Source organism: Pseudomonas sp. MF06569, from assembly GCF_059862735.1.
The window spans coordinates 244,615-257,620 of the sequence record NZ_JCBCUZ010000001.1; the positions used below are offsets into that span (position 1 = coordinate 244,615).

At 59.4% G+C, this 13,006-nt stretch carries 12 protein-coding genes; 5 read left to right on the forward strand and 7 right to left on the reverse strand.

Annotation, left to right across the window (positions count from 1 at the left end):
- Positions 1-7 precede the first annotated feature (7 nt).
- Both AC19YQ_RS01235 and AC19YQ_RS01240 read right to left on the reverse strand, forming a co-directional pair.
- Positions 8-553 carry a twin-arginine translocation pathway signal protein gene (locus tag AC19YQ_RS01235; protein WP_500594408.1) on the reverse strand — a complete coding sequence of 182 codons (546 nt, stop codon included), beginning with the start codon at positions 551-553 and terminating at the stop codon, positions 8-10.
- A 13-nt stretch (positions 554-566) separates the two neighbouring features.
- Positions 567-1,997, reverse strand: coding sequence for a coniferyl aldehyde dehydrogenase (locus AC19YQ_RS01240; RefSeq protein WP_500594409.1), 1,431 nt, complete (start codon positions 1,995-1,997; stop codon positions 567-569).
- 164 nt (positions 1,998-2,161) lie between these two features.
- On the opposite strand from AC19YQ_RS01240, the gene AC19YQ_RS01245 reads away from it, so the two are divergent.
- Together AC19YQ_RS01245 and AC19YQ_RS01250 are read left to right on the forward strand one after the other, a co-directional pair.
- A complete protein-coding gene (locus AC19YQ_RS01245; protein ID WP_500594410.1) occupies positions 2,162-2,830 on the forward strand; it encodes a TetR/AcrR family transcriptional regulator in 669 nt (222 codons plus the stop codon).
- A 30-nt stretch (positions 2,831-2,860) separates the two neighbouring features.
- Positions 2,861-3,715: a sulfurtransferase gene (locus tag AC19YQ_RS01250; protein ID WP_339477309.1), complete on the forward strand. Its 855-nt coding sequence runs from the start codon at positions 2,861-2,863 to the stop codon at positions 3,713-3,715.
- A 122-nt stretch (positions 3,716-3,837) separates the two neighbouring features.
- Here AC19YQ_RS01250 and AC19YQ_RS01255 read toward each other — a convergent pair whose 3' ends face one another.
- The 5 genes from AC19YQ_RS01255 to AC19YQ_RS01275 all read right to left on the reverse strand — a co-directional run bounded on the left by AC19YQ_RS01255 (position 3,838) and on the right by AC19YQ_RS01275 (position 9,459).
- A complete protein-coding gene (locus AC19YQ_RS01255; protein ID WP_500594411.1) occupies positions 3,838-4,680 on the reverse strand; it encodes a helix-turn-helix domain-containing protein in 843 nt (280 codons plus the stop codon).
- Positions 4,680-5,711 carry a hydrolase gene (locus tag AC19YQ_RS01260; protein ID WP_500594412.1) on the reverse strand — a complete coding sequence of 344 codons (1,032 nt, stop codon included), beginning with the start codon at positions 5,709-5,711 and terminating at the stop codon, positions 4,680-4,682. Before AC19YQ_RS01260 ends, AC19YQ_RS01255 begins: the two co-directional genes overlap by 1 nt.
- Before the next feature lie 313 nt (positions 5,712-6,024).
- Positions 6,025-6,624 carry a 16S rRNA (guanine(966)-N(2))-methyltransferase RsmD gene (rsmD, locus tag AC19YQ_RS01265; RefSeq protein WP_133075153.1) on the reverse strand — a complete coding sequence of 200 codons (600 nt, stop codon included), beginning with the start codon at positions 6,622-6,624 and terminating at the stop codon, positions 6,025-6,027.
- Positions 6,624-8,114, reverse strand: a complete 1,491-nt coding sequence (locus tag AC19YQ_RS01270) for a M16 family metallopeptidase (protein WP_500594413.1) — start codon at positions 8,112-8,114, stop codon at positions 6,624-6,626. The genes rsmD and AC19YQ_RS01270 overlap by 1 nt, the downstream gene beginning before the upstream one ends.
- Positions 8,107-9,459 carry a M16 family metallopeptidase gene (locus AC19YQ_RS01275; protein ID WP_133075155.1) on the reverse strand — a complete coding sequence of 451 codons (1,353 nt, stop codon included), beginning with the start codon at positions 9,457-9,459 and terminating at the stop codon, positions 8,107-8,109. The genes AC19YQ_RS01270 and AC19YQ_RS01275 overlap by 8 nt, the downstream gene beginning before the upstream one ends.
- 356 nt (positions 9,460-9,815) lie before the next feature.
- On the opposite strand from AC19YQ_RS01275, the gene ftsY reads away from it, so the two are divergent.
- The 3 genes from ftsY to ftsX are packed head-to-tail and all read left to right on the forward strand — an operon-like array spanning position 9,816 to position 12,978.
- Positions 9,816-11,291 (forward strand): signal recognition particle-docking protein FtsY, encoded by a 1,476-nt coding sequence (ftsY, locus tag AC19YQ_RS01280; RefSeq protein ID WP_500594414.1) that lies wholly within the window; start codon positions 9,816-9,818, stop codon positions 11,289-11,291.
- Positions 11,288-11,959 (forward strand): cell division ATP-binding protein FtsE, encoded by a 672-nt coding sequence (gene ftsE, locus AC19YQ_RS01285; RefSeq protein WP_019828060.1) that lies wholly within the window; start codon positions 11,288-11,290, stop codon positions 11,957-11,959. Before ftsY ends, ftsE begins: the two co-directional genes overlap by 4 nt.
- Positions 11,956-12,978: a permease-like cell division protein FtsX gene (gene ftsX / locus AC19YQ_RS01290; RefSeq protein WP_339477300.1), complete on the forward strand. Its 1,023-nt coding sequence runs from the start codon at positions 11,956-11,958 to the stop codon at positions 12,976-12,978. Before ftsE ends, ftsX begins: the two co-directional genes overlap by 4 nt.
- Positions 12,979-13,006: the final 28 nt, after the last annotated feature.

Sequence of the window (13,006 nt, forward strand, 5' to 3'; positions counted from 1 at the left end):
AGTGTTTTTATATTTTTGGCGGGCCCGGGTAGCCGCAGGCCGCCCATGATTGCGGGCACTCGTACCAACTCATCATGACCAGCTGCACCAGCGAGCCATGACCCATTTTCAGCAAGCCCAGGCTGCTGTTTTGCCAGCGCTGGAGAAAGTGCCGGATCTGCTCGGGGCTGGCGTATTCCCAGCGCCCCCAAACGCCGGTCAACGGGCCGCGTGTCATGGGCATGGCCAGCACGTCGAACAGTTGTTGGGTAAGGCTGAGCAGCGCGGGAGACAAGTGGTTGAGGTTGTCGTCCAGAGTATTCAGCGTGGCCTTCGTAGCGTCGGACATCGAGGATGCAGGCACGCTGCCAGCGAGCATGACCGGGATCAGCGCGCGCAAAAAAACCAGGTCGCTGCTGCGCAATACCGCAAAGCCACTGGCGCTGCTGCTGGCCGAGCAGCCGCTGAGGCTGGCACCCAGCCCGGCAGTCGCCAGTAATGCACTGGCACATGCACCGACCTTCAAGACCCCGCGACGTGAAAGCAGGGCGTTCTCGACACTGAGTACAGGCATAGCCAAGGCTCCGCTAGCGGATGAACAGTTTCTGGATCAGGCGCACCAACTGCCGGCCGTAAGGCGGGTAGATCATCAGCGAGCTGTTCCAGCGCTGTTTGACCAGGACCCCTTTGGCCTTGCTGAAGGTCAGAAACCCTTCGTGACCATGGTAATGGCCCATGCCCGAGTGCCCGACCCCGCCAAAAGGCAGGTCGTCGATGGCCACGTGCAGCAGTGTTTCATTGATGCTGACACCGCCCGAGTGGGTGTGCTGGATGACACGCTGTTGCTCGGCCTTGTTGTAGCCGAAGTAATAAAGCGCCAAGGGGCGAGGTCTGGCGTTGATGTACGCCAATGCCTGATCGAGATGGGTATAGGTCACGACGGGCAGCAGCGGGCCAAAGATCTCGTCCTGCATGACCTGCATGTCGTTGCTGACCTCCAGCACCAGTGCATGGGGCATGCGTCGCCCCTGGCCTTGTTCATATAACGGAACCAGGCGTGCGCCCTTGAGGGTCGCATCGGCTTGCAGTCGTTCAAGGCGCGCCACCTGGCGTTCGTTGATGATTGCGGTGTAGTCCGGGTTATCGATCAGGGTCGGATAAAAGCTGTGGACCGCCTGGCGGTAGGCGTCGATAAAACCGTCGACCCGGTCCTGGGGTACCAGCACGTAATCCGGGGCGATGCAGGTCTGTCCCGCGTTCAGGGTCTTGCCCCAGGCGATGCGCTGGGCGGCATCCTTGAGCGGTACATCGGCCGACACAATGGCAGGAGATTTGCCGCCCAGTTCCAGGGTGACGGGGGTCAGGTTTTCAGCGGCCGCGCGCATCACCTGCTTGCCCACGTGGGTGGAGCCGGTGAACAGCAAGTGATCAAACCCCAGGCTGGAGAACGCTACAGCCACATCGGCTTCGCCCAGCACCACCGTCACCATGTCTTCGGGAAAGATGCGCCCCAGCAAATCCTTGAGCAAACGCCCTGTGGCCGGGGTGAACTCGCTGAGCTTGAGCATGACCCGGTTGCCGGCGGCCAATGCCCCGACCAAAGGGCCAATTGCCAGGTACAGCGGGTAGTTCCACGGCACGATAATTCCGACCACGCCCAGTGGCTGGTACACCACCTTGGCGCTGGCGGGGACAAACATCATGCCGACGCTGCGCGTTGAAGGCTTCATCCAGCGCTTGAGGTGTCTGAGGGTGTAATCAATGCTGTGCAGGCAAGGCATCAGCTCGGCAAACAAGGTTTCGTCCGGACTGCGGTGGCTGAAATCCTGACTGATGGCGTCGATCAAGACTTCACGCTCGGCACTGAGCAGTCGGCGCAGACTTTTTAACCATTGCTGGCGTTGCGCAAGAGGTGCAAACGGATGGGCTGCGTAGGCCTGACGCTGTTTGTCGAGCAGTGAATTGAGCTCATCCTGAAGGGCTGAGACGTTGTGATCGTAGGCACTGTCGACAGACATGGTTGCTCCAGGCGTTTTTTCTATGGGTTTTTATCGTTGGAGAGCAGTGATGTTTTTAGAGCTTGTGCTCTAAGTTGTCAATCGCCGGGCCTGTCACCCGTGTTGTTTATCGATTCAAGGTTAGGCCGTAAGATGCCTTTCGTTTTTAAATTAAGCGCAAGCTCATGGCCATACGACTAAAAACCAGCCAGCGCATCGCCAATAGCAGCCTGGAGCTTTTTAACCAGCTGGGCGAACGCAGTGTCAGTACCAACCACATTGCGGCCCATATGGAAATTTCGCCGGGCAATCTGTATTACCACTTCCCGAACAAGCAGGCGATCATCTCGGTGTTGTTCAGTGAGTACGAAGCACTGGTATTGAGTTTTTTACACCCGCCAGAAGGGCGTTTGCCCACCGTTGCCGACAAGCGCCATTACTTGCAGCAACTGCTGGATGCCATGTGGCGCTACCGTTTTTTGTACCGCGACATTGAGCATTTACTGCACAGCGATTCGGAACTGGCCATCCGCTATCGACGCTTTTCACAGCACTGCCTGGCTCAGGCGCAGGCGATCTATGCCGGATTCGTCGAGGCCGAAATCTTGCGTATGACCTCCCAGCAAATCGAATCCTTGAGCCTTAACGCGTGGATTATTCTTACCTCGTGGGTCGGATTTTTATGCACCACCCGTGAGAACAGTGAGCAGCTCAGCGAGCAGGCGATCAAGCGTGGTGTGTATCAACTGCTGGTGCTGGAGGCGGGGTTTGTCACCGACCAGGCCCGTGAAGCAGTCGATGAACTGATCAAGGAATATTACGTTCCCCTGGAACATGCGCTGTACGCTCAATAACTGCATTTCACCCCCTCACAGGAGTTCACTATGCCCGTTGCGCAACTGATCAGCCCTCAAGCCCTGAATGAACGTCAGGCGCAGCCCGGTCTGGTTATTCTGGACTGTCGCTTTGCCCTGGAAGACCCGGATTATGGCCGTTGCAGTTATGCCGAAGGGCACATTGCCGGCGCACAGTTTGCCGACCTTGAGCGTGACCTGAGCGGGCCGGTGATCAAGGGCGTGACAGGTCGCCATCCGCTGCCCGATCCGCGCACCCTTGTGGAGCGACTGCGCGCCTGGGGTGTAAATGCCGACAGCGATGTGGTGCTGTATGACGATGGTCCCGGTGCCTTTGCTGCTAGGGCATGGTGGTTGCTGACCTGGCTGGGCAAGCGCGACGGCGTGTTTATCCTGGATGGCGGCCTCAAGGCCTGGCATGGAGCGGGCTTTCCCCTGAGCCTGGATGCGGCCCCGACGTTGCGCGGTACGTTCGAAGGTAAACCTGACAGCCATATGCTGCTCAGCGCGGAGCAACTGCAAAAGCGCCTCGGCAAACCGCAGATGACCTTGATCGACGCCCGTGCGCAGCCGCGCTTTCGAGGCGAGGTGGAGCCCATCGATCCTGTTGCCGGACATATTCCAGGTGCGCAGTGCGCAGCGTTCAGCGAAAACCTTGATAGCACGGGGCGTTTTTTGCCTGCCGAGCAACTCAAGCAGCGGTTCGCCGAAAAGCTGGGGGATCGCTCGCCCGAAGAGCTGGTGGCCTATTGCGGGTCCGGCGTGACGGCGTGTCATAACCTTTTTGCGCTGGGGCTGGCGGGTTATCCGCTGGGCAAGCTCTATGCGGGTTCGTGGAGTGAGTGGATCAACGATCCGGCGCGTGGCATTGCTACCGGCGATTGATCAACCGAGGGCGGTTTAGTGTGTGGGAGCGGGCTTGCTCGCGATTCAGGCGGCGCGGTCTATCAGGTGAATTGCGCTGATGCCATCGCGAGCAAGCCCGCTCCCACAGAGGCGGAGTGCAATCATCGGCGGTCCGAGTTGGCACTGGCCAAGCGATACGCACCAGGGCCAACGCCATAGACCTTCTTGAATTGCCGGCTCAGGTGGCTCTGGTCGGCAAAACCCAATTGCGTCGCCACTTGTAGCGGCAAGCAGCCTTGTTGCAACAAAGCCCGGGCATGGGCGATGCGCTGCTGCATCAGCCAGGTGTGTGGTGGCATGCCAGTGGCCCGTTGAAACACCCGGGCAAAGTGGAACGCAGACAAGTTGACCGCTGCGGCGAGCTCTTCCAGTGAGGGTGGCTCTGCCAGCCGGGCGTTTAACAGTTCCTTGGCCCGGCTTACGGCGCGATGCTCGACGCCGGGTTTTGCCGGCATCGGCAGGCGGGCATGGCGATTGAGCAGGGCTAGCATCATCTGGCGCCATACAGTTTGCTGGTGCAAGGTAGTTTCTGGCCCTTCGAGCAATTGATGCAGTTTGAACAACCCGTGAAACAGGTCGCTGTCGTACAGCAATGTGTCATTGAAGGTCGGCAAGTGCGTGGCGGGCAGTTCGAGTTCTTCGAGCAATTGTTGAATTTGCGCGTTGTCCGGGTAAAAAGCCCGGTAGCGCCAGCCCGCATCATGGCCTTTGTGCCCATTGTGGACTTCGTCCGGGTTGATCAGCACCAGCGTGCCCGTGGCGGCCAGGTGTTCGGCGCCCCGATAGCGATAACGCTGGGCGCCCTCGACGATCATGCCGATCACAAAACCATCATGCACATGGGGCACGAAGCGGTGCTCGATATAGCGCGCCGTGAGCAATTCGACGCCCGTCAGGGGCGGCGTTTGCCAGAAGCGAATCGACTCACCCTGCTGTGCGTCCATTACTCGGACTCAAGCCGCAGCGCGGCCAGCCATTGGGGAATCCGTCGCTCAAGGTAGTAACCCGGCCTGGTCGGCGTACCTTCCAAAAAGCCGACATGTCCGCCTTTGGCGTGCAATTCAAGTTGCGTGCTGGGCGACAGCTCGCTGGCTTCAGGGATGCTGTGCTTGAACACGAACGGATCGTCCGTGGACTGGATAATCAAGGTTGGGGTGTCGATAGCACCGAGGAAATAACGGCTGGAGGCGCGACGGTAGTAATCATCGACGTTGAGATAGCCGTTAAGGGGGGCTGTCACACGGTCATCGAATTCCCAGAAGGTGCGCATCTTGCCCAGCGTCTTCACTGAACCCAGCTCGGCCAGTCTGGCCAGGCCTTCGTGTTGGGCATCGAGCTGGAACCGGTGCTTTTTGACTTTGACGTAGGCCAGCATCTCGCGCATGAAATGAGCCTGGTAGACCCTCGAAAACCCGAGGCCGATCCGGTCTGCACACTGGTCAAGACGGAACGGTACCGACACGGCGACGGCACCTTGCAAGCCACTCTCGTGGCCGCTTTCGCCCAGATACTTGAGCAGCACATTGCCCCCCAGCGAATAGCCCACGGCATACAGCGGCGCCAACGGGTGTGTGGTGCGCAAATGCGCCACGGCTTCGGCCAGGTCTTCGCTGGCGCCTGAATGATAGCTGCGAGCCAACAGGTTGGGTTCGCCCGAGCAGCCTCTCCAGTTCAGTGCAGCACTGGTCCAGCCGCGTGCGGCAAGGGCGTTTTGCAGCCCCAGAACATAGTGCGAACCCGATGAGCCGGTCAGGCCGTGCAGCACCAGAACGACGGGTGCATATGCCTGCGGCGTGCCGTGCCAGTCCAGATCGAGAAAGTCGCCATCCTTGAGCCAGATGCGTTCACGCCGATGCTCGATGGCAGGTTTTGTGCGCCATAACGGCCCCCATAACGTCTGGATATGGGGATTACCCAAACCCGACGCCGTGACAAACGGCTTGAGGGGTAAAGCATGGCTGGCTGAAAAAGGCACGGTGGTTCTCATCGGATGACAGGTACGGCGGGTGTCTAAATTGCCACATAGCAGCCCGGCACCCAAGTGTTGCGTAATGGCCTGTTAGTTATCTGATGGCTGGCATGCAACGGGGTCCCATCAAAAGAACCGGCTGAGCTTGCGAAGGCAGGAGAGGGTGTTGCGCAGGGATTGTGTGTTTGCAGGCGCGCTCAAGGCATCGCCCGGACCGTGGAGCCGCTGCCGTAGGCTGCGATAAGGGCCGAAGAACCTTTGCTCTTGAAAAAGAGCGATCCCTTCGGGCTCGATCGCAGCCTGCGGCAGCGGCTACAGGTTATTGTGCGGCCGCAGCCTCACGCTGCCACAGGGCGTAGTTCACGCCCCCGGCTTTTTGCTCGCGGTGCAGGCGCCAGTTGGCAGGCAGGCTCAGTTCCGATGGACGGACTTCGCTTTCGGTGTAAACCCATGCGTCATCGGCCAGCCAGCCGCGTTGCTCCAGCAGGTCGCAGGCCGGCTTGAGCAGGTCCTTGTTGAACGGCGGGTCCAGGAAAACCACGTCGAACGTGTCAGTTGCCGTCGCGTCCAGATAACGAAGGGCGTCGGTCTGCTGCACTTCGCCGACCGTGCAGCGCAGGATGCCCATGTTCTCGCGAATGTTGGAAATCGCATCGCGGTTGCTGTCCAGTGCCACGCCTTTGGCTGCGCCGCGGGACATGGCTTCAAGGAACAGCGCGCCGCTGCCGGCGAATACGTCCAGTACCTTGGCGCCGCCGATGTGCGGGGCCAACCAGTTGAACAGGGTTTCTCGCACGCGATCCGGTGTCGGACGCAGGCCCTCTACATGGGGGAAGTCGAGCTTGCGGCTGCGCCATTCCCCGCCAATGATGCGTAACTGACCCGCACCTGAGTGCGATGTGTTTTTTGGCTTTGCCATTAATGCTCCGGAACCCCAAGAGGTTGCTCTGAAGGTTTGTCGGTAGGAGGTGGCAGTGTTTTTTGCGGCACGGTTGGGCCAGCGGTCACTACGACCATTTTGTCGGCGCTCAGGTGCTTGTTCATGGCGGCCTTGACCTGATCGGTGGTCAGGTCCTGGGATTGCTGCATGAAGGTTTCAAGATAGTCCAAAGGCAAATCATAGAAGCCCATTGCGCCAAGTTGGCCGACGATGGCTGAGTTGCTGGCAGTGGACAGCGGGAAGCTGCCTGCCAGTTCACGCTTGGCATCGTCGAGTTCTTTTTGCGTCGGACCATTTTTCAGGTAATCAGCCAAAATGTCTTGCACCAATTTGAGCGTACCTTCGCTCAATTCGGCACGGGTTTGCAGGTTGATCATGAACGGGCCACGGGCTTGCATCGGGCTGAAGCCGGAATACACGCCATAGGTCAGGCCGCGCTTTTCACGCACTTCAGTCATCAGGCGCGTGCCGAAACCGCCGCCACCCAGGATGCTGTTGCCCAAAGCCAGTGCGGCATAGTCGGGGTCGTCACGGTCAATGCCCAGTTGGGACACCAGCAAGTGGGTTTGCTTGGACGGGAACTCGATGTGGGTTGCGCCGGGTTTTGGCTCGCTCGGTTGCACTGTTTTTGCAACGGCCGGGCCCTTGGGCAGCGCGGCCGAAACCTGGGCTGCGATGGCTTCTGCTTCAGCGCGAGACAGGTCGCCAACGATCGCAATGACTGCGTTGCCAGCGGTGTAGGCCTTGTTGTGGAAGGCCTTGAGCTGATCGATGGTTATAGAAGTGATGCTTTGGGCGTTGCCATCGCTGGCATGAGCGTACGGGTGATCGCCGTACAGGCGCTTGAACAGCTCATCGCTGGCCAGTTTTCCGGGGTTTTGCTTCTGGAACTCAAAGCTGGCGAGCAACTGGTTTTTGATCCGCGCCAGGGAGTCAGCCGGGAATGTCGGCTTGCCCACCACCTCGGCGAACAGATTGAGCGCCGGAGTGCGTTTGTCCACATCGCTCAGGCTGCGCAGTGAGGCAACGGCCATATCGCGATAAGCACCATTGCCGAAGTCGGCACCCAGGCCTTCAAAGCCCTGGGCGATGGCGCCTACATCTTTGCCGGCCACGCCTTCGTTGAGCATGGCGTTGGTCAGCAGGGCCAGGCCGGGGGTGTTGTCGTCCTGGCTGCTGCCGGCGGCGAAGGTCAGGCGCAGGTCGAACATCGGCAGCTCCCGTGCTTCGACGAACAGCACTTTGGAGCCTTCTGCGGTTTTCCAGGTTTGCACGTTCAGCGCACGGTGGCTGGGTGCCTTGCCGTCGAGTTCGGCCAATGACTGGAGTTTTTGCTCGGTCTTGGCCTTGTCCAGCGCCTGGCTTGCAACCGATTGGTCGGGATTGGCAAAAAAGTAGCCGAGTGCGCCAACCAGAACGGCAGCGCTCAGACCGAGCAGGGCGAAGCGGGAGGCTTTACGCTCACTCATGGGTTTTCTCCTCGGGCAGAACATGCGCAACGCTCAGGCGGTCGCGAGTGAAATAGGTGCGGGCGGCTTGCTGGATATCGGCCGGTGTGACCTTTTGCAGGTCAGCCAGCTCGGAGTCCATCAGCTTCCAGGACAGGCCGACGGTTTCCAGTTGGCCAATCGAGGTGGCCTGGCTGGTGATCGAGTCGCGCTCGTAGACCAGGCCGGCAATCACCTGGGCACGCACGCGCTCAAGTTCTTCAGTGGTAGGCGGGGTCTTTTTCAGGTCGTCGAGCAAACGCCACAAACCCGCTTCGGCCTGGGCCATGGTGACTTTTTTCTGGCTGTTGGGCATTGCTGAAAGCATGAACAGGCTGTCGCCACGGGTGAAGGCGTTGTAGCTGGACGATGCCCCGGAGACCAGTTCTTCACCGCGCTCAAGCTGGGTCGGCATGCGTGCGCTGTAGCCGCCGTCCAGCAGCGCAGAAATCAGGCGCAGGGCATTGGCGGTGATCGGGTCTTTGGCCGTCGCAATGCTTGGCACGTTAAAGCCCAGCATCAAGCTTGGCAGTTGGGTCTGTACGTGGATCTTGAGCAGGCGCTCGCCAGGGGTTGGCAGCTCCAGCGGGATTTTGGCGACAGGAATTTCGCGTTTTGGAACAGGCCCGAAGTAGCGTTGAGCCAGGGCTTTGACTTCATCCGGGGTCACGTCGCCAACCACGACCAACGTGGCGTTGTTGGGCGCATACCACTCTTCGTACCATGCGCGCAGTTCGCCAACGCTCATGCGCTCGAGGTCCACCATCCAGCCGATGGTCGGAGTGTGGTAGCCGCTGGACGGGAAGGCCATTGCACTGAACAGCTCGTAGGCTTTGCTCATGGGCTGGTCGTCGGTGCGCAGGCGGCGTTCTTCCTTGATCACTTCGATCTCGCGCTTGAACTCTTCAGGCGGCAGGCGAAGGCTGGCCATGCGATCGGCCTCAAGTTCAAAGGCCACGCCCAGGCGGTCGCGGGCCAGCACCTGGTAATAGGCGGTGTAGTCGTCGCTGGTGAAGGCGTTTTCCTGGGCGCCAAGGTCGCGCAGGATCAACGAAGCCTCGCCGGGGCCGACCTTGTTGCTGCCCTTGAACATCATGTGCTCAAGGGCGTGGGACAGGCCGGTCTTGCCGGGCGTCTCGAAACTGGAACCCACTTTGTACCAGACCTGGGAGACCACTACGGGCGCGCGATGGTCTTCGCGCACAATGACTTTCAGGCCATTGTCGAGGCGGAACTCGTGGGTCGGCTGCGGTTCGGCCGCCAGGGCCGAAAGCGGAAGTAAAACTGTGCTGAGCAACAGGCCAGCAGCGCGGCGGGCTAGATTCATTCGTTTTTTAACCTGTTGGGCTACCTGCTCGGCCTTAGCGTCTGCAGGTGAGGAGGTGCTAGGATACTGATCCGTTTTACTGGCGGCCACGCCTATCAGGCCATTGACGATCAGACTAAGGTTGATCGGGCAGTATAGGAGCCCGCTTGGAAGTGTGGATGTATCCCGGTAAATTTCGCATTTTTGCCGACTTTCCCGTGACAGACCCGAGTTAAGACGAAGTTCACGAGGTGCGTTTTACCCTCTGAACACAGTTGCGTGCGAACAAGCTGACAAAATTACAGTCTGTTTCACACCGAATATTATTTGCCGGGGCGCCACAGTGGCGCGCCGCTACGATGAGATAGCCGTCCTCCATGTTTGGTTCCAACGACGACAAGAAGAACCCAGCTGCGGCTGGCGAGAAAAAAGGCCTGTTCGGATGGCTGCGCAGAAAGCCGCAGGAAACCGTCGTGGAACAGCCCGCGCCTGCGCCCGAAATTACCCCGCAGCCGTTGATTGAGGCCACTGCGGTGGTCGTCGAGGCAACGCCTGAAGTGGTCGTCGTGGCCGCAGCACCAGCGGTTGAGCCAGCCATTGAACCGCCTGTCGCCCCTGAGGCGGCGCCATGGCCGCCGTTGCCTGTTCCCGAAGAGCCGGTGGCACTGGTTGCCGACGTGCAAGCGCCGCATGTCGTGCCTCCGATTCCTGAGCCTGAGGTGGTTGTTCCCGAGCCGGTGATTGCCCCGGAGCCAGTGGTTGAAGAGCCCGAGGTGGTTGAACCCATCATTGAGCCAGAGCCAGAGCCAGAGCCAGTGCGAGTTGCCGTTGTTGAGCCGGTCATCGTGCCAGCTCCGGTGGCTGCAGCCGCTCCTGTGGTTGAAGCCCCGGTGCCGGCTCCGGTGGTTGCCGCTGAACCCAAGACAGGCTTCTTTGCCCGTCTCAAGCAAGGTCTGTCCAAGACCAGCGCCAGCATTGGCGAAGGCATGGCCAGCCTGTTTCTGGGTAAAAAGGCCATTGATGACGATTTGCTCGAAGAGATCGAAACCCGTTTGTTGACCGCCGATGTGGGCGTTGAAGCAACGTCGGTGATCATTAAAAACCTGACGCAGAAAGTCGCCCGCAAGCAATTGACCGATGCCGACGCACTGTACAAGTCGTTGCAGGACGAGCTGGCGGCCATGCTCAAGCCGGTTGAACAGCCGCTGAAAATCGAATCGCAAAACAAGCCATTCGTGATTCTGGTGGTGGGCGTCAACGGTGCAGGTAAAACCACCACCATCGGCAAGCTGGCCAAAAAGCTGCAGCTTGAAGGCAAGAAAGTCATGCTGGCGGCCGGTGATACCTTCCGCGCCGCGGCCGTTGAGCAGTTGCAGGTGTGGGGCGAGCGCAACCATATCCCGGTCATCGCCCAGCACACTGGCGCTGACTCGGCATCGGTGATTTTTGACGCCGTGCAAGCCGCCAAGGCCCGTGGCATCGACGTATTGATCGCTGATACCGCCGGTCGCCTGCACACCAAAGACAACCTGATGGAAGAACTCAAGAAAGTTCGTCGGGTTATCGGCAAGCTCGACGCCGATGCCCCGCACGAAGTGTTGCTGGTACTTGATGCTGGCACAGGGCAGAACGCTATCAGCCAGACCAAGCAGTTTGATCAGACCGTTGCCCTCACAGGCCTGGCGCTGACCAAGCTGGACGGCACGGCCAAGGGCGGGGTGATTTTCGCCTTGGCCAAGCAATTCAATATCCCGATCCGCTTTATCGGTGTGGGTGAAGGGATTGATGATTTGCGTGACTTTGAGTCCGAACCCTTTGTCCAGGCTCTGTTTGCGGAGCGGGAGCGTCCATGATTCGTTTCGAGCAGGTCGGTAAGCGCTATCCAAATGGACACGTGGGCCTGCACGAGCTGAGCTTTCGGGTCCGTCGGGGCGAATTCCTCTTTGTGACCGGCCACTCCGGCGCAGGTAAAAGCACGCTGTTGCGCCTGCTGCTGGCGATGGAACGTCCGACCACCGGCAAGTTGCTGCTGGCCGGGCAGGACCTGGGGCAGATCAGCAATGCGCAGATTCCTTTCTTGCGTCGCCAGATCGGCGTGGTGTTCCAGAACCACCAGCTGTTGTTTGATCGCACGGTGTTCAACAACGTCGCCTTGCCGCTGCAGATTCTCGGGTTGTCCAAACCTGAAATCGCCAAGCGAGTCGACTCGGCGCTGGAGCGTGTTGCGCTGTCGGACAAAACCGATCTTTATCCAGGTGACTTGTCCACAGGTCAGCAACAACGCGTGGGCATTGCCCGAGCCATCGTCCATCGTCCGGCCTTGCTGCTGGCCGATGAGCCCACCGGTAACCTCGATCCGCGTCTGGCGGCGGAAATCATGGGCGTATTTGAAGACATCAACCGTTTGGGCACCAGCGTACTGATCGCCAGCCATGACCTGGCCCTGATCGCACGCATGCGCCATCGCATGCTGACCTTGCAGCGCGGGCGATTGATTGGCGACGGGGAGGCCGCCGTATGAGTGCAACACGCAGCTCCAAAGTGTCCGAACGCGTAGCACCCAAGGCAGCCGATCCGCAGCCACCGAAGAAAAAACACGACGATGACGATGGTCCGACCTTTGGCATGTTGTTTCACGCCTGGGTTGAGGCTCACCGTGCAAGCTTGCTAGATAGCCTCAAGCGCCTGGGCAAGCAGCCCATTGGCAGCTTTTTTACCTGTCTTGTGATGGCCGTTGCCCTGAGTCTGCCCATGGGCTTGTCGTTGTTGCTTAACAACGTCGAGCGCTTGGGAGGTTCCTGGCAGCGTGCAGCGCAAATCTCTCTGTACTTGCAGATGGATGCCAGCAGCGAGCAAGGTGAAAAACTCAGCGATCAGATCAAAGGTATGGCGGGGGTGGCTGACGCAGAATTCATCAGCCGTGAAAAAGCCCTTGAAGAGTTCCAGCAGCAGTCAGGGCTGGGCGAAGCGCTTAAAGAACTGCCCGATAACCCGTTGCCGGGCGTAGTGCTCGTGACCCCGGCCGAGGTCGATAAAGCCACGCTTGAGGCGCTTCGCGAGCGTCTTGCGCAGTTGCCAAAGGTGCAACAGGCGCAACTTGATCTAGTCTGGGTCGAGCGCTTGGCGGCCATCCTGAAATTGGGTGACCGTTTTGTGTTTGGCTTGACGGTGTTGCTGGTATCAGCTTTGCTGCTGGTCATCGGTAATACGATTCGTTTGCATATCGAGAATCGTCGTATCGAAATTGAAGTCATCAAGCTGGTCGGTGGTACTGACAGCTATGTGCGCAGGCCATTTCTATACATGGGCGCGCTGTATGGTTTCGGTGCGGGAGTGCTTTCCTGGGGCGTTTTGGCTTTCGGCCTGAATTGGCTAAACGACGCGGTGGTGGGATTGGCTGGTCTGTATGGCAGCAATTTTGCCCTGGCGGGTGTGCCGGTAGCCGATGGTCTGTCTCTCTTGCTTGGCGCGGTGTTGTTAGGGTATATCGGTGCATGGATTGCAGTCGCGCGTCACTTACGTGAGCTTTCGCCCAAGTAGTGTCTTTACACCTGTTGACCTTTTCAGC